General features: G+C 59.8%; 20 protein-coding genes and 4 pseudogenes. 20 read left to right on the forward strand and 4 right to left on the reverse strand.

The genetic code is table 11. The features are described 5' to 3' along the window. Window positions 1–21 precede the first annotated feature (21 nt). Window positions 22–609, forward strand: coding sequence for a hypothetical protein (locus HFX_RS15025; RefSeq protein WP_004060530.1), 588 nt, complete (start codon window positions 22–24; stop codon window positions 607–609). Between the two features lie 93 nt (window positions 610–702). Here HFX_RS15025 and HFX_RS20115 read toward each other — a convergent pair whose 3' ends face one another. Next, window positions 703–870, reverse strand: a complete 168-nt coding sequence (locus HFX_RS20115; protein ID WP_004060529.1) for a hypothetical protein — start codon at window positions 868–870, stop codon at window positions 703–705. Window positions 871–1,629: 759 nt separating this feature from the next. Here HFX_RS20115 and HFX_RS15030 point away from each other — a divergent pair. Together HFX_RS15030 and HFX_RS15035 are read left to right on the forward strand one after the other, a co-directional pair. Beyond that, window positions 1,630–2,454, forward strand: coding sequence for a hypothetical protein (locus tag HFX_RS15030; RefSeq protein WP_004060528.1), 825 nt, complete (start codon window positions 1,630–1,632; stop codon window positions 2,452–2,454). Window positions 2,455–2,579: 125 nt separating this feature from the next. Further along, complete coding sequence (locus HFX_RS15035) at window positions 2,580–3,395, forward strand: hypothetical protein (protein ID WP_004060527.1); 816 nt, start codon at window positions 2,580–2,582, stop codon at window positions 3,393–3,395. Between the two features lie 33 nt (window positions 3,396–3,428). On the opposite strand, the pseudogene HFX_RS19215 reads toward HFX_RS15035, so the two are convergent. Beyond that, window positions 3,429–3,720 (reverse strand): annotated as a pseudogene (locus HFX_RS19215) (acyltransferase); the annotation flags it as partial. On the opposite strand from HFX_RS19215, the pseudogene HFX_RS15040 reads away from it, so the two are divergent. Both HFX_RS15040 and HFX_RS15045 read left to right on the forward strand, forming a co-directional pair. Next, window positions 3,643–4,318: pseudogene (locus tag HFX_RS15040) on the forward strand (thioredoxin domain-containing protein); the annotation flags it as partial. The pseudogenes HFX_RS19215 and HFX_RS15040 overlap by 78 nt on opposite strands. Before the next feature lie 247 nt (window positions 4,319–4,565). Next, complete coding sequence (locus HFX_RS15045) at window positions 4,566–4,967, forward strand: hypothetical protein (RefSeq protein WP_004060523.1); 402 nt, start codon at window positions 4,566–4,568, stop codon at window positions 4,965–4,967. 378 nt (window positions 4,968–5,345) lie between these two features. Here HFX_RS15045 and HFX_RS19220 read toward each other — a convergent pair whose 3' ends face one another. Next, the gene (locus HFX_RS19220; RefSeq protein WP_231512940.1) at window positions 5,346–5,795 is read right to left on the reverse strand and encodes a hypothetical protein; all 450 of its coding nucleotides are present in this window, start codon (window positions 5,793–5,795) and stop codon (window positions 5,346–5,348) included. Between the two features lie 930 nt (window positions 5,796–6,725). Between HFX_RS19220 and HFX_RS15050 the strand changes: the two genes are divergently transcribed. The 14 genes and pseudogenes from HFX_RS15050 to HFX_RS19760 all read left to right on the forward strand — a co-directional run bounded on the left by HFX_RS15050 (window position 6,726) and on the right by HFX_RS19760 (window position 21,748). Next, window positions 6,726–7,130: an HVO_A0114 family putative DNA-binding protein gene (locus tag HFX_RS15050; protein ID WP_004060521.1), complete on the forward strand. Its 405-nt coding sequence runs from the start codon at window positions 6,726–6,728 to the stop codon at window positions 7,128–7,130. A gap of 1,236 nt (window positions 7,131–8,366) precedes the next feature. Further along, window positions 8,367–8,438: pseudogene (locus tag HFX_RS19755) on the forward strand (IS6 family transposase); the annotation flags it as partial. A 136-nt stretch (window positions 8,439–8,574) separates the two neighbouring features. After that, a pseudogene (locus HFX_RS15055) lies at window positions 8,575–9,211 on the forward strand (IS6 family transposase). An 891-nt stretch (window positions 9,212–10,102) separates the two neighbouring features. After that, a complete protein-coding gene (locus tag HFX_RS15065; RefSeq protein ID WP_004060516.1) occupies window positions 10,103–11,818 on the forward strand; it encodes an ABC transporter substrate-binding protein in 1,716 nt (571 codons plus the stop codon). Next, entirely contained in the window at window positions 11,815–12,846 is a 1,032-nt protein-coding gene (locus HFX_RS15070; RefSeq protein ID WP_004060515.1) for an ABC transporter permease, read from the forward strand. Before HFX_RS15065 ends, HFX_RS15070 begins: the two co-directional genes overlap by 4 nt. Then, window positions 12,843–13,742 (forward strand): ABC transporter permease, encoded by a 900-nt coding sequence (locus HFX_RS15075; RefSeq protein WP_004060514.1) that lies wholly within the window; start codon window positions 12,843–12,845, stop codon window positions 13,740–13,742. Before HFX_RS15070 ends, HFX_RS15075 begins: the two co-directional genes overlap by 4 nt. Beyond that, window positions 13,739–14,851: an ABC transporter ATP-binding protein gene (locus HFX_RS15080; RefSeq protein WP_004060513.1), complete on the forward strand. Its 1,113-nt coding sequence runs from the start codon at window positions 13,739–13,741 to the stop codon at window positions 14,849–14,851. The genes HFX_RS15075 and HFX_RS15080 overlap by 4 nt, the downstream gene beginning before the upstream one ends. Then, window positions 14,844–15,917, forward strand: coding sequence for an ABC transporter ATP-binding protein (locus tag HFX_RS15085; RefSeq protein WP_004060512.1), 1,074 nt, complete (start codon window positions 14,844–14,846; stop codon window positions 15,915–15,917). The genes HFX_RS15080 and HFX_RS15085 overlap by 8 nt, the downstream gene beginning before the upstream one ends. Further along, window positions 15,914–17,005 (forward strand): DUF917 domain-containing protein, encoded by a 1,092-nt coding sequence (locus tag HFX_RS15090; RefSeq protein WP_004060511.1) that lies wholly within the window; start codon window positions 15,914–15,916, stop codon window positions 17,003–17,005. Before HFX_RS15085 ends, HFX_RS15090 begins: the two co-directional genes overlap by 4 nt. Then, window positions 16,998–18,542, forward strand: coding sequence for a hydantoinase/oxoprolinase N-terminal domain-containing protein (locus HFX_RS15095; RefSeq protein WP_004060510.1), 1,545 nt, complete (start codon window positions 16,998–17,000; stop codon window positions 18,540–18,542). The genes HFX_RS15090 and HFX_RS15095 overlap by 8 nt, the downstream gene beginning before the upstream one ends. Continuing rightward, window positions 18,542–19,630, forward strand: a complete 1,089-nt coding sequence (locus HFX_RS15100; protein ID WP_004060509.1) for a DUF917 domain-containing protein — start codon at window positions 18,542–18,544, stop codon at window positions 19,628–19,630. Before HFX_RS15095 ends, HFX_RS15100 begins: the two co-directional genes overlap by 1 nt. Beyond that, window positions 19,627–20,742: a DUF917 domain-containing protein gene (locus tag HFX_RS15105; protein ID WP_004060508.1), complete on the forward strand. Its 1,116-nt coding sequence runs from the start codon at window positions 19,627–19,629 to the stop codon at window positions 20,740–20,742. Before HFX_RS15100 ends, HFX_RS15105 begins: the two co-directional genes overlap by 4 nt. A 232-nt stretch (window positions 20,743–20,974) precedes the next feature. Beyond that, a complete protein-coding gene (locus tag HFX_RS15110) occupies window positions 20,975–21,505 on the forward strand; it encodes an Lrp/AsnC family transcriptional regulator (RefSeq protein ID WP_004060507.1) in 531 nt (176 codons plus the stop codon). Window positions 21,506–21,601: 96 nt separating this feature from the next. Further along, a complete protein-coding gene (locus tag HFX_RS19760; RefSeq protein ID WP_155844698.1) occupies window positions 21,602–21,748 on the forward strand; it encodes a hypothetical protein in 147 nt (48 codons plus the stop codon). Window positions 21,749–21,790: 42 nt separating this feature from the next. Here the strand turns inward: HFX_RS19760 and HFX_RS15115 are convergent, their stop codons facing one another. Next, complete coding sequence (locus tag HFX_RS15115) at window positions 21,791–22,453, reverse strand: helix-turn-helix domain-containing protein (RefSeq protein ID WP_004060506.1); 663 nt, start codon at window positions 22,451–22,453, stop codon at window positions 21,791–21,793. 99 nt (window positions 22,454–22,552) lie between these two features. Between HFX_RS15115 and HFX_RS15120 the strand changes: the two genes are divergently transcribed. Further along, window positions 22,553–23,467 carry a glycosyltransferase gene (locus HFX_RS15120; RefSeq protein ID WP_004060505.1) on the forward strand — a complete coding sequence of 305 codons (915 nt, stop codon included), beginning with the start codon at window positions 22,553–22,555 and terminating at the stop codon, window positions 23,465–23,467. Window positions 23,468–23,535 lie beyond the last annotated feature (68 nt).

The following is a 23,535-nucleotide window of genomic DNA, read 5'->3' on the forward strand; positions in this document are numbered from 1 at the left end:
CTCCAGAGTAGGATACACTCCATGGTAGTTCCCGTACAAACAGCGGCTCTCAATCTTTTGCGAGACTTCGGGGTTTTCGCTATCGGCGCGGGGCTACTTGCGTACGTTGCGAGGCTCACGATAAAGCAGTACTTCGACAAGCAACTGCAATCGTACCAGACAGAACTTGACAAAGAGGCGGTGAAGTTCACCGACTTGCACCAGAAGCGAGCGGAGGTCATCGGAGAGTTCTACGTAAAACTAGCCGAGTTCGACCAAGATATGCGGGCGCTCGTAGACCCAATGCTGTCACGGGGCGAGACATCCAGAGAGGAGAAAATTGAGATTGCGGCCGAGTCTGGGGAGGAGCTTCGGAGGTTCTATTTGAAGAATAAAATCTACTTTTCGTCCTATGTCTGCGAGACTATGGATGAGCTTCTGGGCGAGTATCGTGATATGTTCCATGACTTTTCTGTTGCGAAGATTCACGACGCCGAGAAGTCGCTCTCTGAGTCAGATGAACGGATAGAGAAGTGGCAATCGAACTGGGAATCTCTTACAGAGGCTGAAGTCCCTGAATTGAGGGATGAGTTGCAGAGCCAATTCCGAGACCTACTTGGCGTGTCGTAGAAGGACGTATCTTTCACAACAACTTATGCTCTATATTCACCACACCATTCCTGTCAACTGACGAGGGTTTCAACAGAGCAATAAAATGGGATATCAGACCTCGACTCGGTTGGTGATTGCTTCTCGGAGCGCGTCGTGGGCGTCAGAGGCACCGGCGCGGAGGCCAGCACGCAGGAGCAACCGCAGCACTTCGCTCTTATCCGGCTCGCCCGATTCGCTGCTCTCAACGTAGTCGCGGAGCGAATTAGCGGTGTCGCGCATCGCGTCAGGGTTGCTACTTTCACAACTTCCTTCCAATTTTGATGAGAGAAATCTTTCCATTGAGTGCAGTTGGCCGACGGATACGTTCTACCCACTCACATTTACAGATTAGATATGGTTCGCACAGTGGTTATTACCATGGGAACCAAAACCAGAGGGAGGGCTAGCGTTCCCCTTCGATAACGGTCTTCGATGGAGTATCTACGCGCGGAATGAGCCGTGGGATGAGTTTGAAGACACTCTGGATTTTGACGTTGAGAGAATACTTCGACAGCGGTACGATATTCGTGATCTCGAAGGGCGAGAGGCCCATGACGCGATGGTCCGTCTTGCGGCGGAGAACCCAGATGAGCTTGTTCGGTTGATCCTCGAAGCACGCGGCCTCGACGAATAGATCTGTCTTCTTTTCACGACCACCTACAGAGCAGGCTAAGGGGTGTTACACAGGGAAAAGTCGGAAGCGTCATCTTATAGCACAGAAGACGTCAACGCCCGACTTCCGGAGGTAGAACCTCCACGACAAGGTAACTGCTTTGTGTAAAAACGCTGTCGGTTACAAAACTACACCGTTCCTGATTCGGTTACCAGTAGCTATAGTAGCGTTTGCAAGTCAGTGCACACTCGGTCGACCGCTGTCATGCGGTCGGATGTGTAACCAGTTGCAAACGCTACTATAGTGAATCATTCTCATTCACGCTCGAAGTTCATACTATTATGAAATAACAATATTTTTATAACTAGTGTATTATTTTTGTTTTGATGTCTGACAAAAAAGATATCTCGCGGCGTAAGTTACTCGCTACCTCCGGTGCTCTCGGCGGCGCGTTGGTCGGAATACCCGCGTCGGCAGCGGCAGCAGGAAAGGGAGACGGAGAGCAGTTGACCGAAGCGGAGCTCGAAAAGATGTTCGCGACGATGGAAGCGGGCCCGCAGGCCTCCGGCGACGGGCTCGCGATGCAGTCTCAGGTGAGCGACCTTCCCGAAGACTTCGAGATCCTCGTCGGCGAGTATCAGACCGCAACGGTCCCTGGTGACAAGCCGTACGCCGTCGAAAGCTACGACGAGTATCTCGCGCGCACTGCCCCGCCGGGATTCGAGCCGGTGTTCCAGGAGTCTGGAACCGTCGGCACCGCAGCAGTCGGCGGAGCGCTCGAAGACCTGTATCTGCAAGAGGACGTCGGTACCCAGAAGGTCGGCGGCAAGGATCTGACGGTCGGTATCGGCCTCGGTGCCAAGATCCACGGCAACTACAGTCTCGGTGTCTCGGCGACGCTCTCCGTCGACGTGTATCTCGAATACGGGTCGTTCTCGGGGTCGATCGCCCTGTCCAGTTTCTCGCTCGGATACGGGTTGACCGAGAACGGTCTCTGTTTCCCCTTTGGATTCAAGCACTCGGTCCTTCGCGAACTCGACTTCGAAATCTGTGGCGACTTCTCGCTCGCGGACGGACCCGGCGACAGTGTCGAGGTCACCGCCGGGCTGACGCTCCGAGCCTGCGCGGACCCGTGTCCCGGATTCACGTGTTCGTACTGCTTGCCGTTCTCGGCAAACTTGAGCGGGAACGTCACGCCGCCCGAACTCTGAGACGCGACACCGCGGCCGAAGTGATACTCTGATTGCACTGTGTCTCCATGGGACGGAGCGACGGACTCTCTCCGAGTCCGTGCCCTTCGTCACGCTTAATATTAGCCGACAGACACTCAGAAACAATGGTCTCCGTAGCGGTCGCCGTGGTTGGTGGTGCGCTCACACTGCTGTGTCTGTACTACGCGTACCGGTTGGCGAACGCCGTGCGCCTGTACCGCTCGCTGTCCGGCGTCACCCCCAATGGGTCGCCCGCCATCGTCGACGGCGAGCGGGTGACGGTCGAAGGGGCCGTCACGGTCGACGAGGAGGCCCCCGCGAGCGACCGCGCAACCGACGGATTGTCCGCCCCGGTCGGGATGTACGTCTGGCAGGCCGCGTTCCCGCGGAGCGGACAGAAGGTGATCGACTTCGAGAACCGGACGACGAGACAGGCGAGAGCGACGTTCGCCTCCGGCGTCGAGTTCGGATCGTTCACCGTCGCGACCGAGAACGGGGAGCTCCGGGTCGACCCGGGGTGGCTGCGAGACGTCCATGACGCCGACCGGCTGGCGGCGGTACGGCCGGTCGGCTTCCTCCCGAGCCGGACGTGGCACGTCTACCTCTGGAATTCGCCGTACGTCCAGCTGGCCGACCACTCGACGGAACTGCCGCTCGAACGGCTCCGAGGCGTCGTCGACGACGACCCGGACATCGACCTGGAGAACGACTACTTCCTGTCGAAGGCCGTCCCCGAGGGGACCCGGCTGACGGTCCACGGCGAGCTGTCCGTCGACGCGGGGACGCCGACCATCCGCGGGACCGAGAAGACCCCGCTTTTCCTCTCCGACGGCGGCGTCGACGCGATCCGCCGTTCCCTTCGGCGTCGGGCGCTCACCTACGGCGTCTATCTCGCGTTGGCGTCGGCGGCCACCGCGGTTTCGGTCGTCGCCTTCTCCTGAGCCGTCGGCGCGCTACTCGTGCCGTTCGGCGTCCTCGCCCGTCCGGTACTCGTCTTGCAGGAACTCGTGACACAACAGCGTCGTCTTCGAGCGTGATGAGGTTCGGCCAGAAGACGTCCGGCGTGGCCTCCAGCCCCCACGAGACGCCCGTGCCAACGGTGACGCCGATGAGGCCGAGCAGGAAGTTCTTGAGCCGCAGACTCGGCGAGATGCCAATCTGCCAGACGAGATGGTAGTTGCGAGCGATGACGCTCGTCGCGCGCTCGACTTCGTACGCGACCACCTCTGGAACGCGGAGACAGAAACGCTCTCCCGGCGCGTGATGAACGGCGAGGTCAAAGCGACGGTTACCTCGAAGATTATGCCTTCCTCGCCCGCGGCGCGTTCGACCTGTATCAGGCCACCGGCGACGTCGAACCGCTTGCGTTCGCGCTGGACCTCGCGCGGGCGACCCACCGCGAGTTCTACGACGAGACCGCGGGGACGCTCTACTTCACGCCCGAAAGCGGCGAAGCCCTCGTAACGCGCCCGCAGGAGGCGACAGACCAGTCCACACCGTCGAGTCTCGGCGTCGCCACGTCGCTGTTTTTGGACCTTGAACAGTTCGACCCGGACGCCGGATTCGGCGACGCCGCCGACGCGGTCCTCGAATCGTTCGGCAACCGCATTCGCGGCAGTCCGCTCGAACACGTCTCGCTCGCACTCGCCGCGGAGCAGGCCGCCAGCGGAGTTCCAGAACTCACCGTCGCGGCCGACGAGATGCCCCACGAGTGGCGCGAAACGCTCGCCTCGCGGTATCTCCCCGGCCTCGTCGTCGCGCCCCGACCAGCCACCGACGACGAACTGGGCGAGGCACCGTCGATCTGGGCCGCCCGCGAGGCGACCGATGGCGAACCGACCGTCTACGCTGCGAGAACTTCACCTCCTTTCCCGCGTGATCGCGTGAGCTGATAGAACAACGTGTCTAGTCCATCGACTAACCCGATTTCGTCCAGGACCAGGACAATCGTACCTCCAACTTTTTCGAGTTCCTGGAACAAGAACTCGTAAACCTGAGACATCGCGCCGCTATCGAGCGGACGGTAAACTCTCACTGCTCGATCTTTGGAGCCGAGGCTGAGGAGACGGACATGACCGATGTGTACGCCGCAATCGCTGCAGAGGTGGACAATGAGTGACGACGAAATTGATAGTCGACTGAACCGCCGGTTTGGTGGCGAGGCCGACGACCAGAAGGACACGAATGACAAGAATGCAGAGAATTCAGAGAGCGCAATGAACGCAGAGAAGCAAGTGCGCGTCAAGAATCCATGGGACGCAGAGAGCGTCAAGAGCGAATGGAATGGCGTGACTGTCTATCTGCCGGACCCGATGAAAAAGCGCCTCGACAAACAGTATCAGCGGCTCAACTACGAGTGTGATTTTCAGATTTTGAAGGACCGCCACGTGAAGCCACTCGTCATTGAGTACGGACTCGACGCGGTCGCGGAGATGGCACCCGACGACGTCCAGGATGCGCTCGACGAACTCGAACGAGAGTACTCAAGTGAGGAACATACAGTAAATAAGTAGTGTCTGTTCGCTCCGTTGGCTTGTGAAACTCTGTGTTGTAGTTATAATCTCCTCTTACTGAGTACACGCAAAATTATACCAATGATAAATGCAAATACGCATCGTTTTGCTAAAGATGTTTCACCAACATACGCTATTAGGACTAGTGTTGTTGGAATTTCAAAATATGGGCACATCCATGACAAGGTGTTCTTTGGAATATTCATTCAAGCCTACGACAGACGAATTGTTCCGCCAACTCCGGGGAATTCTTTGAGTCCCTCTCTGAGCAGATAGCTAGTCACTGCTATCACACGGCTATCCATACATTGCTGGGACTACCTACAATCAACAAGCTGGTACCTGGGTTGGGGATCGTACCATACACTTCAACAAAGACTACTGGGTAAAGCTATCAGTGAACACTATTTCTTGATCCTCACTTTGGTGCTTTACTACAACAGTACCAGGTAATGATGAATCAAATGTAATTGTTGATTCATAAGCAACCATCGAAATTTCTTCGGTACAAATGGTTGCTGATTCATCACGATTATCGGATACAACTACCGTGAGGGTATCGCTTTTTTCGTTATAAGATGCCGACTCAAGAACAGTCTCCATACAGGATCTGCTTCCACTTTTCAATCGGCCCTTGACAATAATTTGATTCTTCGTAGTGTTGAATTGAACATTTGCTGTGTGTTGGAATCGGTTATCTACATCTGATTCGTCGGGGTTGCTACGTTCTTTAGGGTCTACAAGGGTAAATTGAGTATCCATGATTTGGTGATTTGGACTATCCTCATTAGATGGAGCACCAGTTGCCGTGCATCCAGCGATACTCACACTTAATAATCCGAGGAATATCCTCCGTTTCATATTATCCATTTGTAGTGTATGGGAATGAACATTTGGTAAGGTCAAACAACCACTTTACCTACTGCCTCAATTGAGAGATAGTCCTTGCCTAAATTGTATCAGCTCGGGTGAACCACTAGACCGCCTTAACTTCGGTCGTTAGAATTTGGAGGAGATCTTCGACATAGGCAGTGATAGCCTTCCGCTTCAGACCCTTTGAACTAACGGACAAACTGCCGTCTAGTAATTCACTAGAGCCAATTAGAACTATATAAAAATCGGCACTGTCTAGTTAACCACTTGAGTTGGCGTTCGACCGTCAAACGGTTGATAGAGTTGCTGAAAATTATAGTATGAACAAACACTACAAACTACCGGTGGACGGTCAGTTGATTGCTCACCCACGATTGATGGAAACGGTCAACTTATTTTGGACGTGTGAAATCACTTTTCCGATCAGGTTCCGATCTGTGTGGTTGACCTGGCCATTTATCTGCAATCAAGAGAGTGCAGACCGATATCGAAGACTTTGCAGAATCGACAGACGGTTATTGTTTTACTGTCACTTCATATACACAGAAGACACGCAACACCTCCATCCTCCGAAACTGTGGGTTTGCAGGTTCTCTGATTGCGTATAGCGATATATGATTCATGGTTGTGGTTTGCTTCGACACGATCTGGAGTCAGTCTTCGAGTCTCGAATTGGGGAGTAAGACGGTCGAGAACGTGGTTCTAGACTCGCAGATACTACCACTCGTCAGGATACCTTATCCTTATCCTGAAATGTACAAGTACTAACTAGCTCTTTGTTGGCGAATAGACCAACATACTTGTCCTGTTGGAACCTGTACCAACATCTGTAGATGGCACCCCGACGGTGACTAATTGGGTGCTATTTACAACAACCAACCGACCATGCCCGAAAACACACTCACTGTCCGCGTCGAATCGAACGACGAGTTCTTCGACCGCGCACTCGAAGCCGCAGCGAAAGCCGACGCTGGCGAGTTGACTGATGACCACTACGGTGTCTCACTCCCAGACGAGGCTGCACTTGCACGCGTCCTGAGCGAGAAGAACCTCGAACTCATCCGTACCACCGCCCGCGAAGAGCCACAAAGCCTCCGCGAACTCGCGCGTCTCGTCGACCGCGACATCAAGAACGTCTCGAACGCTATCAACGACCTCGCCGAACTCGGACTCGTCGAGTTTGAGCAGGACGGCCGGTCGAAGCGGCCAGTCGTCTGGTACAGCGACATCCACGTCGAGTACGACCTCGGCGTTGGGACTGACGACAACGAAGTCGCCGCACAAGGGTGACGTACTCAGCTTGCACGCTGTCTCTCGTCTCTCGGGGGAGCGACCTCGCTCCCAGTAAACGTGCAACTACGGAAGTACTCTAAGGATGGTTACCGGCGTGAGCCGGTGACCTCCAATGAGAACAATCTGAGGTTGTGCCTCGTCCGATAAAAAATTATCGCGCTCCGCTACTCACTCTCTTCGCAGATGAGTCCCTGAAGGCTCTGAAACATCTCAGGATAGTGTTCGCTGAGGATTTCAACGGGCTTTCAGTTGCTTCGTAATTCGGCTTCTGACTTGGGACTCGACCTTGTATCGGTAGTTGCCCTTCACGTCGGCCTCGCCGCTCAAAAAAATGCCATTGGGTATACTTCGGGCGTGAAGATATATAACTACACAATTAACCCAATGATATTATACAAAATTTATGTTATACTATTAAATTATGCACCAACAGACCCTCCAGTGGCGATTTCAATCAATGCAAAAAAGATAGCAATGAGAACGATGACAATTAGTGTGAGGATTACGTCAATTGCAGCAGATGCTAAATCTAATCCTGCTTTGATATCCTCCTCTAAATTCTCTACGCCGCGGCGGAGTCCATCTTTTAATTTACGCTCTACCTCAGCAGGAGTAGGTTTGAACTTATATTGCAGTTACTTTTGCAAATATTGAGCATTGATGATCCATAGTAAACGCAATTAGTAACTGCGTGACAAAACATAGAGTAAGACAGAAGCTCCAAAAAAATAGTGTAGTGCCCGGAATAGCCTGGTTTGAATTCTTTCATTAAATGAACGACGGTCAGTATCATTCATACTCTTCAAAATTGTCTGAAAATATTTCATCATTCGGGGTATTATCGGAGTCAGTTCTAATATGAGGACAAAATAATCACGTTGCCTGCTGTTTCGAAGATTTGAGCGACCAAAGATATGCATTGCGCGCCAGGTAAAGCCCCACAATAGTAAAGATAATTGACGTGGTTGCTACTGCAATATTGAAAACAACTATCGGTCGATCTTGAATAAGGAATGGCGGTGGCTGTTGCCAGATCTCGTACGTTTTGTACAACAGGGCAACTAGTAGTGTGAGAATTGAACCAGTAACTGCGACGCCTGACCACCGAACGTTACTATAGGGTACCAATCCCATTAACCTCTTCTTCGTGCTATTATGTCATATATCTTATGCCGGTACTGTCTAGTTACGCCAGTTTGAGGAACGAGCAGGTCATTGAGTGAGTTTGGGATAATGCTCGCAGCCCTGTTCAGCGAGTGCTTTGCGGCGGATTATGAAGAAACGTGGGAGCGTGAGCGGACAGCGACGTTGACGAGACGCGAAGCGTCTCGTTCGCACACCAGAAATCTCCGATTTCTGGGGACGTCCCAAACTCGCGGCGCGAGTTTGTGGGCTCGAAAGACGCAAGCGTCTTTCGAACGTTCACGAGAGCTTTGCTCTCGTGCAGCCCACCAGAACGCAAAGCGTTCTGGGGACGCCCGTCAGGGTGTTCGCCGTCCAGTTCCACGCGACCGGTTGTTCACTCAGAGAGACAAAAGAAATTCTTCGATTGCTCGGGTTTGAGCGCCCTCATCAAGCTGTTTGGCACTGGGTACATCGGTTAGCTGACAGCGTTGCAGACTCGCCGAAGGCGCAGCCGAGGCGGGTCGCTGTCGACGAGACCGCTGTCAAGATTAACGGTGAGTGGTCTTGGTTGTACGCTGCAATAGACCTCGACACAAAAGTGATTCTTGACGTCGCACTGTTCAAGAATCATGGGACTGAGCCGGCGGCTGCGTTTCTCCACGGCGTTTGCGAGAAACACGACTTTTCAGACGCGGTGTTTCTCGCCGATGCCTTCGGCTATCGGACTGCCTTCTCTCGATTAGGGTTGAACAGTCGGGGTCGACTGCACAGAGCGAAACCTGATCGAAAAGTGGTTTCACACGTTCAAAAGGAGGGTCGACCGTTTCCATAACTCATGGGTGGGCAGTCGGCTGAGCGTCCGCCAGTGGCTTGCAGTGTTTGTTCATTACTATAATTTTCAGCGACCACACCAATCGCTCGGTGGTCGAACGCCAGCTCAGGAGGTTAACTAGACAGTGTCGTATGCAGGAACTATTCTCGAGACTCAGCAGTTCCGAGAATAGTCGTTTCTCGGAACTGGTCAAAGCCGAACGGTAACTACAGAGAATATAATCAGCGCACCTACCCTGTTACTTCCGAGAACCTGGAGTGAGCTGACCAGTAAGTAGGTGTGCTTACCGACCGATTTAATGACTGTATTTCCAGTAGTCCTTGACGGCCCGTCGCCACGCATCTTCGCGCGCCTCCTCACCTTCACGTACTCGTCGGTTTGCTTCGTCAATTAACTTACCCAACTCATCGTAGATACGGTCAACAAGTGTGTCCCCATCTGCATCAACCAATAGGGTCGAGTTGTCCTCTTCGACAGTGACCGAGATCTCGCCGAATCGGATGATGACTTGTTTCAATCCCGTGTTGGGTTTCTACCGCACTGCGACGGACCTATTCGGATGAACGCTCACGCGCTCTTATGTTTCAATCCCGAGTTGGGTTTCTACCGCACTGCGACTTCTCAACAGCTCCCCGTGAGTGATTTTATTTCCCCTGGAAGGGTGCAGAGAACTCTCGTCTCGCGGATTTCGAATTCGACTCGCATTGTGAGGGTGTGAATCGCCTCGGGGCATCTCCTTGCACTTCTGTAAAACCATTTCTCGCTGAAGTTTCGCTCGACGTAGTTGAGTCGACTGTGGCCGACGACGGAATACGAGTCTGGCGGGTTCAGTCGATCGTTGCGGTCTTGACTGCGACAGTGTGACAAGTGGGCCATAACTTTGTTCCAGATTGTTCAAATAACATTCCACTTTGACCTGACTAAGCTACTTTGGGTGTCTATACGGAACCTTTATATTCCATTGAATCACTGTGTGGGTGTGTAACGTATGTCGAGAAAAGATATCACACAGATGCGATCGCAAGTTGGGTCGGAGTCTGTCCGCTCTCGCTTTGGTGACCCGAAGAGTCGTCGAAACTTCCTCAAAACCCTCGGGACAGCGGGTATCGCCGGACTCGCTGGCTGTTCCGGCAGCGGCGAGAGTTACGACGGCGAAGAACAGACCATGGCCTCGAGCGGCGACTCCGAGGGAACGGAGACAGGGATGTCGTCCGGCAGCGACTCCAGTGGCTCGATGCTCCGGATGAGCGCGACCCAGCGCTTCGGGACCATCGACCCTGCGAAGGGGACAGACTACACGCAGGTGCTCGCGTTGGTCAACCTCTACGACCCGCTCGTGTTCCCCGACACGGAGGGGAACCTGCAGCCGCACCTCGCAGAGGACTGGATAGTCTCGGACGACAACAAGACCTACACGTTCACGCTCAGGGAGGGCGCGACGTTCCACAGCGGCAACCCCGTCACGGCAGAGGACGTCCAATTCTCGGCTGAGCGATTCCTCGATATCAACCAGGGTTACTCGTCGCTGCTTGGAAATGTCCTCTCGAAGGAGAACGTGACCGTCGAGGACGATCGGACGGTGTCGTTCACACTCGACCGCGTCCACTCGCCGTTCCTCGCGACGCTCGTGTTGCTGTTCGTCGTGGACAAACAGCGCGTTCTCGACAACGCTGAAGACGGCGACTTCGGCAACCGCGGCGACTACGGTCAGTCGTTCCTCAACGACAGCGACGCCGGCTCCGGCCCGTACGAACTCACGGGGTTCGAGCGGCAGGCACAGATTTCGTTCAGCCGCTACGCCGACTACTGGGGGTCGTTCAAAGACAGAGTGTACGACAACGTCACCGTCCAAATCATCACCAACGACCCGACCGTCCGCTCGCTGATGAAGACGGGCGAACTTGACATGTCGAGCCAGTTCCAAAGCGAGGAGACCTACGAGGCGCTCGCGGCCGAAGACGACATCCGTGTCGAATCGATCCCGACGGTGACGACGTTCTACTTCAAAATCAACACCCAGAAGGCACCGACCGACGACCCCGCCGTCCGCGAGGCGATAGCCTACGGCTTCGACTACGAGACGGCGCGCAACGAAATTGCGCCGGGGTCGCTCCCCGCACAGGGACCGCTCCCGACGTCGTTCGGTGTCCACAACGACAACATCGTCCAGCCGACCTACGACCCCGAGAAGGCGCGGCAGATTCTCGCCGACGCCGGCTACGAGGAGGGTGACATCACCGTCCAGAACACCTACGTGAAGGACTACGGCCTCGAGGAGAAGATGGGCCTGCTCTTCCAGCAGAACATGGACGAAATCGGCATCAACGTCGAGTTGAACCCGCAGACGTGGGGGACGATGACCGAACTCGCCACGAGCGTCGAACAGACGCCGCACATCAACCAGGTGTTCTACGGGCCGGTGTACCCCTCGCCCGACACAGTGTTCTACAACCAGTACCACTCCGAGGCCGCGTCGACGTGGATGAGCATGGAACACCTCGAAGACGAGACGGTCGACTCCCTCATCGACGAGGCACGCTCGACGGTCGACGCCGACACTCGCGCCGAACTGTACGCCGAGGTGCAAGAACGCATCGCGAACCAGTACCCCGACCTGTTCATCTTCGTCCAGTCGAAGAAGCACGCCTTCGCCGACGACGTAAAGGGCTACACCTTCCGGCCGTCGATGAGCTTCGACTACTGGTTCCCCGACTTCTACCAAGAATGAAGTACTGGCAGTATCTCGTGCGCCGGCTCGCGGGCATCCTCGTGAGTCTCATCGGCCTGTCGATAATCATCTTCACCACGTCACGAGTGCTCCCCGGAAACCCCGCGCGAATGGCCCTCGGCGCGCTCGCGTCGGAAGAACAGGTGCAGGCGCTTACCGCTGAGATGGGGCTGAACAAGCCGATTCCTCTACAGTACCTCGACTACATGCGGGGGCTGCTCGTCGGCGACCTCGGGACGAGCCTCGAGACGAAGCGTGCGGTCAGCACCGACATCGTCTACTACCTGCCAGCGACGCTCGAACTCATCACGGTGTCGATGTTCCTCACCGTCGTCATCGGGATTCCGCTCGGCGTCATCGCCGCGCAGAATAAAGACGGGCTCACCGACAACGCGACGCGGCTCGTCGCATTCTTCAGCGTGAGCGTGCCCGGCTTCTTCATCGCGATCATGTTCCAGCTGATATTCGGCTACCTGCTCGAATGGCTCCCCATCACGGGGCGGCTCGGCTCGGAGTTCGGTGCCGGCGTCTCGCGGTTCACGGGTTTCCTGCTCGTGGACACCTTGCTGTCGGGGAATCTCGCGGCCCACGTCGACGCGTGGGCGCACATCATCCTCCCGGCGCTCGCGCTCTCGCTCGCCGGCATCGGACAGGTGATGCGCATCACCCGGTCGAGTATGATCGACGTGAAAGACCAGGACTACGTCGAGGCCGAACGCGGCTTCGGGCTCCCCTCGTGGCTCGTCACGTACAAGTATACGCTCAAGAATGCGTTCATCCCGACGCTCACGATTCTGGGGCTGCTGTACGCCTCGCTTCTGGGGAACGCGTTCCTCATCGAACTCGTCTACTCGTGGCCCGGCCTCGCGTCCTACGGTGTCACCGCGGTGCTGAACAACGACTTCAACGCCGTCGTCGGCGTCACGATGACCATCGGCGTCGCGTTCGTGAGCATCAACTTCCTCGTGGACGTCCTGTTGGGTCGCGTTGACCCGCGCATCAGACTGGCGATGGAGGAGGCGACATGAGCACCGAGTCAGCGGGCGTCCTCGACCGGTTCGTCTCGGCCGAGCGCCGCGAACTCTGGCAGCGGTCGTGGAAGCGCTTTACGAGCAGGCCGATGAGCGTCGTCGGCCTCGGCATCATCGTCGCCATCGTCCTGCTCGCCGTCTTTGCGCCCGTCGTCGCGCCGTACCCCGAACACGCCGGGAAGTTTACTGACTTCTCGAACACGCTCCAGCCGCCGAGCCTCGACCACCCGTTGGGGACCGACCACGTCGGCCGCGACGTGCTCTCGCGCATCCTCTTCGGCTACCGGCTGTCGCTCATGCTCGTGGCCGTCGTCCTCGGCTTCGGCGTCCCCGTGGGCGTGCTGCTCGGCCTCGTCGCCGGCTACTACGGCGGCTGGGTGGAGACGATTATCATGCGGGCGACCGACACGGCGCTCGCCTTACCGCCGCTCGTGATGGCGTTGGCAATCACGTCGGCCTTAGAGCCGACGCTGACGAACGCGATGATAGCCATCGCGGCGCTGTGGTGGACGTGGCACGCCCGCCTCGTCCAGAGCATCGTCGCCAGCGAGCGCAGCGAGGAGTACGTGCAGGCCGCGAAGCTCGCCGGCGCGAGCACGCCGCACATCCTCTTTCGGGAGATCCTCCCGAACACGCTGTCGCCGATTCTGGTCAAGGTGACTCTCGACGCAGGCTTCGTCATCCTCATCGGTGCCGGCCTGTCGTTCATCGGCGTCGGCGTCCAGCCCCCCCAACCCGGCCTCGGGACGATGGTCAGCCAGGGGACCTCGTACCTGCCCGATTCGTGGTGGGTGAGCGTCTTCTCCGGGCTCGCCATCTTCGTCCTCGTGATGGGGTTCAACATGCTCGGCGACGGGCTGCGTGACCTCTTCGACGTGGAGGTGAACCGATGAGACTCGACGAACCGGTCGCCGAGAACCCGCTTTTGACCGTCGAAGACCTCGAAGTCGGCTTTGAATCGTTCGACGGCTTCGCGGAGGTCATCGACGGCGTCAACCTCTCTATCGGCAAAGGCGAGGTCGTTACCATCGCCGGCGAGACCGGCTGCGGCAAGTCGGTGACGATGAAGTCCATCCTGCGCCTACTCAACCAGCCGCCGGCCCGCGTGAACGGCGAAATCACGTTCGACGGGACGGAGCTGCTGTCGCTTTCGGACCGCGAGTTCGAGCGCGTCAAGGGCCAGCGGATGAGCCTCGTCTTTCAGGACCCGATGTCGAGTCTGAACCCGACGTTCACCATCGGCGAACAGCTCACCGACACCGCGCAGTTCGGCGGCGACAGCGACACGGGCGTCGTGGAGTTCTTCCGCCGCCGCTTCAGCGGCGAGCGCGATGAGGCGCGCGAGCGCGTCTTGGAGATGCTCCGCGAGGTCCAGATGCCGGACCCCGAGAACATCATGGACTCGTATCCGACCCAACTGTCTGGCGGGATGCGCCAGCGCGCGCTCATCGCACAGGCCCTGCTGAACGAGCCGGAGCTGCTCATCGCCGACGAAATCGGCACCGCGCTGGACGTGACGATTCACGACCAGATTCTCGACCTGCTGAAGGACCTCATCGAGAACCACGACCTGAGCGTCCTAATGATCACCCACAATCTCGGCGTCGCCAGACAAGTGAGCGACCGCGTGTACGTCATGTACGGCGGCCGCATCGTCGAGACCGCGCCGACCGAAGAGCTGTTCGAGAACCCGAAACACCCCTACACGCAGGGGCTCATCGCGTCGATTCCGCGCCTGACGGGCAACGAGATGGCGACCGGCATCGACGGCTCGATTCCCGAGTATCTCGACCCACCGTCGGGCTGTCGGTTCGCGCCGCGGTGTCCCTACGCCACCACCGAGTGCGAGGAGGCCCGCCCGGAGATGTACGAGCGCGGCCCGCAGACGGGCGTCGAGTGCGTCCTCTACGACGAGACCGTGCCAGACGCCGAGCGGCCGACGGTCGAGGAGACCCGGAGCCACATGACCCGGCGACCGGGTAAGCAGGCGGGGGGTGACTGACGTGTCCGAACCCCTGCTCGCGGTCGACGACCTCGAGAAGTACTTCCCAGTGAAAAGCGGCATCATCAAGCGCACGTCCGATCACGTGAAAGCGGTCGACGGCGTCTCATTCGACATCAAGCGCGGGGAGACCCTCGCGCTCATCGGCGAGTCCGGCAGCGGCAAAAGCACCGTCGCCCGGACGATTATCGGCCTGACCGGCGCGACCGGCGGGACCGTCAGATTCGACGGCGAGGACATCACGAACGCGACGGACGAGCAACTGGCTCGCCTCCGGTCGCGCGTCCAGATGGTGTTTCAGGACCCCACGTCGAGTCTGAACCCCCGGCGGACCATCGGCAAGTCGCTCGCGGTCCCGCTGAGGGCCCGCGACGTTCCGAAGTCCGATCTCCGGGAGCGAGTGGTCGACCTGCTCGAACGCGTCGAGTTGAACGACGAGTACTGGAACAAGTACCCGCACGAACTCTCCGGCGGGCAGAAACAGCGGGTAAACATCGCCCGCTCGCTCGCGGTCGAGCCTGAACTGCTCTTGCTCGACGAGCCGACGAGCGCCCTCGACGTGAGCGTGCAGGCGAAGATTATCGCGCTCCTCGAAGACTTACAGGAGGAGTTCGGTCTCACTTACCTGTTCATCACCCACGACCTCTCGTTGGTCCGCAACTTCGCCGACGAGACGGCCGTGATGTACCTCGGCGAGATTCAGGAACGCGGCCCCACGGAGGAAGTCTTCCAGCGGCCGCGACACCCCTACTCGCGGGCGCTCCTCTCCGCGATTCCCGTCACGACCGACAAAGAAAAGGCGTACAAGCCGCGGCACGAACCGCTCCGGGGCGAAATCCCGAGCCCGCGGGACGTGCCCAGCGGCTGTCGGTTCCACACGCGGTGTCCCTACGCGACGGACGCATGTTCGGCCGACGAACCGCAGTTCGTCGTGGTCGACGCCGGTCCCAGCGTCCGGTGTCATATCTACGACGAGGCGTACGCCGACGCGTTCGACGACGTGCCCGACGTGGCCGTCGCGGCGGTCGCCGACGAGACAGTCGCATCGAACACCCAAGAACCATGAAGATAACCACAGACAACATCGACGACTTCGCCACCGGCGCGACCGTCCTCGGGACGGGCGGCGGGGGCGACCCCTACATCGGGAAGCTGATGGCACAGCAGGCGATCGAAGAGCACGGCCCCGTCGACCTCATCGACCCGCGAGACGTGCCCGACGACGCGCTCGTTATCCCGAGCGCGATGCTCGGCGCGCCGACCGTGATGGTTGAGAAGATGCCGAAGGGAACCGAGGCGCTGGCCGCCTTCGAGGCGCTCGAAACGCACCTCGGACAGGAGGCCTACGCGACGATGAGTATCGAGGCGGGCGGACTGAACAGCACCGTCCCTATCGCCGTCGCCGCAGCCCTCGGGATTCCCCTCGTGGATGCCGACGGTATGGGCCGGGCGTTCCCTGAGGTGCAGATGGTGACGCTCACGATGGGTGGCGTCAGCGCGACCCCAATGAGCATCGCCGATGAGAAAGGCAACTCGCTTCTCGTGAACACCGTCAGCAACGAGTACGCCGAGGCATTTGCCCGCGTGACGAGCATCGAGATGGGCGGCGCGTGCATGATCGGAACCTACGCGCTCTCCGGCGCAGAGGTCCGCGAGCACGCGATTCTTGACTCGATGTCTCTCGCCCACAACATCGGCGAGGCGATTCGAACTGCCAAGCACCGCTCGCGGGACCCCGTCGAGGCGGTCCTCGACCTCACGGATGGCTACGAGCTGTTCACGGGGAAGATAACCGACGTGGAGCGCCGGACCGAGGGTGGATTCACAGTCGGCGAGGCGACGCTCGACGGCATCGACAACTGTGAGGGCCGACGATTCACCCTCGAGTTCCAAAACGAGAACCTCGTCGCCTGCGACTCTGAGCGCGGCGTTGTGGCGAGCACACCCGACCTGATTACGGTCCTAGACGCTGAGACTGGTGACCCAGTCACCACCGAACGACTCGCCTACGGCCACCGCGTGCAGGTCATCGGCATGCCGTGTTCGCCGAAGTGGCGGACAGACGAGGGGCTCGACCTCGTCGGACCGGCGTACTTCGACTACAGTATCGACTACGAACCACTCGAAACTCTCCAGCAATCCAAACATGACTAACTACCGAATCGGAATCGACGTCGGCGGTACCAACACGGACGCCGTCGTTATGGATGGCGACGACAATCTCCGTGCGAAGACGAAGACCCCCACGACCAAGGACATCACGACGGGCATCCTCAGTGCCCTTGACGTGGTCCTCGACGACAGCGGCGTCTCCGAGGACGAACTCGACTACGTGATGCTCGGCACCACCCACGCGACGAACGCCATCACGGAGCGCCGCGGCCTTAACGAGGTCGGCGTCATCCGTATCGGTGCGCCCGCGACCCGGAGCATTCGCCCGCTCTTGGAGTGGCCTGACGACCTCGCTGAGGCCATCGGAAACAACGTCGCTATCCTCGACGGCGGCCACGAGTTCGACGGCCGACTCCTCAATGACCTCGACGAAGAGCAGGTCAGAGCCCAGATTCGCGAGTTCGCCGACGTGGATGCCTTCGCCGTGACGAGCGTCTTCTCGCCCGTTCGCGACGACCACGAGACGCGGGTCGCGGAACTCATCCGCGAGGAGGTCGGCGACGACGTGCCCATCTCGGTCTCGAACGAAATCGGCAGTGTCGGCCTGCTCGAACGTGAGAACGCGACGGCGCTCAACGCTGCGCTCACAAGCGTCGCGTCAGAGGCAGCCAACGCCTTCGTCGACGCGATGGACGAGCGCGGCATCGGCGCGAACCTCTACTTTGGCCAGAACGACGGGACGTTGATGAGCGTCGATTACGCCATCCGCTACCCCATCTTCACGGTTGCCAGCGGCCCCTCGAACTCGGTCCGCGGCGCGGCGTATCTCTCGCAGGTCGAAAACGGCATCATCGTTGACGTGGGCGGCACAACCACCGACGTGGGCGCGGTTACCGAGGGCTTCCCCCGCGAGAGCAGCGTCGCCGTCGAAATCGGCGAGGTGAAGACCAACTTCCGCATGCCCGACATCATCGCCATCGGCATCGGTGGCGGCTCCATCGTCTCGACCGACGGCGGCGTGACGGTCGGCCCCCAGAGCGTCGGCTACAAGCTGACCGAGGAGGCGAGGTGTTTCGGCGGCGAGACGTTGACCGCGACCGACCTCGAAGTCGCCGCAGGAACCATCGACATCGGCTCCGTGACGCCGGACGTGGGTGTCGAGACCGTCGAGGCGGCCCGTGAGTACGTCAGAGAGTGCGTCGAGCGCGAGGTCGACCGCATGAAGACGAGTGCCGATCCGGTCCCTGTGGTCATCGTCGGCGGGGGGAGCATCCTCGTCCCCGACGACATCGGGGGCGCGAGCGAGGTCTACAAGCCCGACCACTACGAGGTCGCAAACGCCGTCGGCGTCGCCATTGCGCAGGTCTCCGGCGAGGTCGATCGTATCTATAGTCTCGACGAGATGGACCGCGAGGAGGCCATCCAGCACGCGAAGGACGAGGCCACCGAAAACGCCCTCGCAGCGGGAGCGGACGCCGATAGCGTGGACATCGTCGATGTCGAGGAGGTCCCGCTTTCGTACCTGCCTGGCAACGCGGTGCGAATCAAGGTGAAGGCCGCCGGAGCGCTCGACCACTAATGATGGTCGAAATCGGCGTCGAGGAAATCGAGGACATCGCACTCGGCGCAACCATCCTCGGGACGGGCGGCGGGGGCGACCCCCACGTCGGCAAGCTCGTAGCGAAGCAGGCGATCGAGGAGTTTGGTCCGGTCGAACTCCTCGACCCGGACGAACTGGACGCGGACGACTTCGTTGTCCCGACCGCGCAGATGGGCGCGCCGACCGTCTCGGTCGAGAAGCTTCCGAGCGGGCGGGAGGCCGTCGCCTCGCTGGACCGCATTGAGCGTGAACTCGGAGAGACCGCCGACGCGACGATGCCCATCGAGTGCGGCGGCATCAACTCGACGTTCCCGTTCGCCGTTGCGGCCCGCCGTGGGCTTCCCGTGGTCGACGCTGACGGCATGGGTCGGGCCTTCCCCGAACTGCAACACGAGACGTTCAACATCTACGGAGTCAGCGGGACGCCCGCGGCCGTCAGCGACGAGCGGGGGAACACCTGCATCATCGAGACGGACGACAACGACCAGTTGGAGTGGCTGGCCCGCGGCGTCACGGTCAGGATGGGCGGCGTCGCCTACGTCTCTGATTACCCGATGACCGGGAGGCAGGTCAAAGAGACGGCCATCCCCGGCACGATGTCACTCGCACGCGACCTCGGCCGTGCGCTCCGGCTCGCCGAGGACGACGCGATGGACGCCATCCGTGAGGTGACCCGCGAGTCGATATATGGCGAGGCGCGGTCGCTGTTCGAGGGGAAAATCGTGGACGTACAGCGCCGCACCGAACACGGCTTCGTCTTCGGCCACGTCGACATCGATGGCCTCGACGGCGACGAGGGGTCGACGATGCGCATCGAGTTCCAAAACGAGAATCTCGGCGCGGCGGTCGATGGGAGCTACGTGGCGACCGTGCCCGACCTCATCACCGTCCTCGACCGCGAAACGGGCGGTCCGATTCCGACAGAGAGCCTCCGATACGGAGCTCGAGTCCGCGTGCTCGGCATCCGGACGCCCGAGATAATGCGGACCCCCGCCGCACTCGACGTGTGGGGCCCGAAGTCGTTCGGCCTCGAAGCAACCTACGAACCACTCGCGGACCACCCATGAGTTTTGACATCCCACACCTGACGGAGATAACGCTCGACGACCTCGAAGCGCTCGGCATCGGCGCGGGCATCCTCGGCACCGGCGGCGGCGGCAATCCCCGCCTCGGCCGACTGCGCCTGCAGACACTCCTCGAAGACGACGCCTACCCCGACTCGGTCGAACTGGTTGATCCGCAGGACCTGCCGGCCGACGCCACCGTGGCGAGCGTCGGCGGGATGGGCGCGCCAACCATCAGCGTGGAGAAGTTCTCCGGCGGCGAGGAGGAGGTGCAGTCGCTGCGAGCTATCGAAGAGCTCTCCGGCAAGACCGTGGATGTCCTCATCCCGGGTGAAATTGGGGGTTCGAACAGCATGGCCCCCCTGTGCGTGGCGGCGATGACTGATCTCCCCGTAGTCGATGCCGACGGCATGGGCCGGGCGTTTCCCGAACTCCAGATGGACACGTTCTTCATCTACGGAACGCCCGTGAACTACGCGGCGACGACCGACGAGCGCGGCAATCAGGTCGTCTACAGGGACATCGACTCGGCCAAGCGCCTCGAAGACCTCGCACGGGCCATCACCGTCCAGATGGGCGGCCGCTCGGGCTACGCCTTCCCGCTTATGACCGGCGAGTTCGTCTCGGAGTACGCGGTTCCGCACACCGTCTCGCTCGCGACCGAACTCGGTCGGGCAGTCAAGCGTGCCCGAGACGCTGGCACCGACCCCGTTGACGCCAGCCGTGAACTCCTCGACGGCGAGGAGCTGTTCGCCGGGAAAATTGTAGACGTACACCGCCGCAACCGCGACGGCTTTGCCCTCGGGAGTGTCACGCTCACCGGGTTGGACGAGGAGGCGACCCTCGAAATCGAGTTCCAAAACGAGTTCCTCATCGCGCGCGATGACGACGGCGACCTCCGCACGACGGTCCCTGACCTCATCTGCCTCGTCGACAATGACACCGGCGCACCGGTCACCACTGACGCCCTGCGGTACGGCCAGCGTGTCCGCGTCCTCGGCGTTCCTGCGCCCGAACTGCTCACGACGCCCGAGGCGCTTGACGTCATCGGCCCCGAGGCGTTCGGCTACGACATCTCCTACGAACCGCTCCCGCGGGGTGAGGCAGGGTGGTGACGTCCCAGCCGCACCGGGCGTCTCGGGAGTTTCGATTGCGTCGGACGGCCCGAACACGCCGCGCGGCCTGACCGCAGCACCGCCCTCGAAGCTGCGTTCCGCGAAGCGTACCATTATCGTACCATCTCTTGGCGCGGCGCGAATGAATAGCCGATTCGACACAACTCATGTGTCGTTTTGATTCGTTCACGCACCAGCAGTTTCAAATCGAATCCCACAAATATATCTAACCATGGGGAACCCCGACCTCACGTCCGCCGACGCGCCGTCCGACCCGAACACACCAGAGGCCGTCCTCGAAAACTACCTCGACGAGCACGACTACGAGATATTCCGCGCGCTCAACGCGAACGGCCGCATATCTGACACCGAACTCGCCGAGCGCGTCGGCCTTTCTCGAACCGCAGTCCGACGACGACGCGAGAAGCTCCAAGAGAGCGACGTACTCGAAATCCTCGCGGTCATCGTCCTTCAGGAGGCCGACCTCGCCGACGCGCAGGTGCTTGTCTCGTTCGACCAGCACGTTTCCTCCGAGGTGCGGACCGAGTTCATCACGATGCTCATCGACGAGGGTCTCGTCTACAACACGAGTTCCTGTCTCGGCGAATACGACCTCGTCTTTAGCGCGTGGCACACTGATCTGAACGCGCTGAAAGAGTACGTCTGGGACCTCTTCGACGGCAAGGAAATCGTGGACGACTATACTATCATCCCGCTGTTGAAGACATGGAAGGCGTGGGATAAGGAACTGGACCGACCCTGAACTTGCCGGTATTGTGGTGAGTACGAGCATAGCTCGATTTGGATGTTGCAGGCCTTCTACTGAACTCATTCGAGGAGGGATGTGGCTAAATATTTCATGTCCGCAGACCGAGTTCCGGAGGCGTTCGAGCAGGACCACACAATTACGGTCAATCACGTCTCGCCGATGGAGAACGTGCTCCTGTACCACGGCGGATCTGTGGAGGCAAGACCAGCCGACGTCCGCGCAGTCGGTGGCGACTAATCAGCTTACCAGAGCCAAAGTCCACCGAGACGGTCAGTCGCTTCACCGATCGGAGACTGCGACGTGAAGCGACGAGAACACTGTCGCCTCGATCTTCCGGAGGTGCTCGCCGACCGTCGTCTCTGCGAGCCCGGTCGCCGCCGCGATCTCGTCGTGAGTCGCCTCACGGGGCTCCTGGTAGTAGCCGAGATCGACCGCCACTTCGAGCACTTCCCGCTGTCGCTCGGTTAACTGAGAAACGACGTGGCGGGAGCCGGGCGCGTACGGACCGGTCCGCTCGACCTCGACCCGGACGCCATCCGGTTGGTCGGAGAGCGCGTCAGCGAAGGCCGCCTCCGTCCCGATGTAGGTCACCCGGAGGCCGCCGTCGTCGGTGTGCTCGATCGGCATGTCGATCAGGTAGGACGACTCGCGTCGGCCCTCCATGAGCATTCGAGTCAAGTCATCCGCCGCGTAGCGCGTGTAGGCGAAGAATCCGGCGTCATCGCCGGAGACCGAGAACTCGAAGACCTCGGGCGACTCTGACAGTACCCGACGGAGCCCCTCGACGTCGCCGCGGCCCTCGGCGAACATGGCGACAGTGTCGTCAGCGAGGAGTTCCATGCGGTGGATAGCCCGGTATTCCAAGCCGAGCTCGGTGACCTGCCGGTCGAGTCGGTTGATTCCCTCCTCATTGGGGTAGGCCACCATAGTGGCGTAGCGCATGCGCTCTCCATGGGTCACCACCGCAAAAGTCGTGACCATAAGTGTCCATGGATCGCCGGCATCGCACTCATCGCCACCGGGCGATGAGAGGTAGACGTCATGTCTGCCCGACCGCCGACGAGTATTATCCTGCCGACGACGAGGTGGACCGACGCGTGCGCGGAGCTGGCCGCCCAACTCGGAGACAGCGACGAGCTGTTGGTCATCCACGACGGTGCGAATGACCCCGTCACTGAGCGGGCCGACTACCCAGAGGGCGTCCGGATCATCGCCGCCGGTGAGCCGGAGTACTGTTCGGGGAAAGCCAACGCCATCGCCGCCGGGATGGAGGCCGCGCGCCACGAGCGGCTCGTCTGGACGGACGACGATTTTCACCATCCTCCGGACTGGCTGGCGACCTGTAGCGCGGACTACGACGAGTACGGGCCGGTGTCTGAGGTGCCGTACTTCGTCGGGCGGGACCCCCTGTCGGTGCTGCTCGAACCGCTGTACGCCGCTGCTGGCTCGTTACCCCTCTCTCTCGGCAACCAGATCTGGGGCGGCGCGGTCATGTTCGAGCGAGGCGACATCGACGAGGCCGCGTTTCTCGATGACCTTCGGCGGACCGTCAGCGACGACGGGCTCCTCATGGAGTACCTCCAGGTGACGAACGTCGGCCGGACGCGTATCGTCCCTATTGGGGGGACCATCCGCGAGGCGGTCGAGCGCCCGGTCCGGTGGACGCAGATCCTCCGGTGGCATTTTCCCGGGGCCATCGCCGGGACCGTCCTCGTCTCGCTGCTTGTCCTCGCAGGCGCGATCCTGGCCCCGCTCTACGCGGCGGCCGTCCTGACGGTGCTGCACCTCGCCGTCAACGAACTCCTGGGCGTCCGCCGGTGGACGGCCGTGCTGGCCTACCCGGCGGTGTTCGTGTTCGTGCCCCTCCTTTTGTACGGACTCATCCGCCGAACGTTCGTCTGGGGTGGCCGGCGCTACCGCTGGCGCGGGAAATTCGACGTGACGGTCGTCCAGTAGCAACTCGACGTTCGACTTCGATACCACCAATTCACCTCTGTAGTTCGATAGCTAGCGGACCGTCTCTT

The organism is Haloferax mediterranei ATCC 33500 (assembly GCF_000306765.2).
Taxonomy (GTDB): domain Archaea; phylum Halobacteriota; class Halobacteria; order Halobacteriales; family Haloferacaceae; genus Haloferax; species Haloferax mediterranei.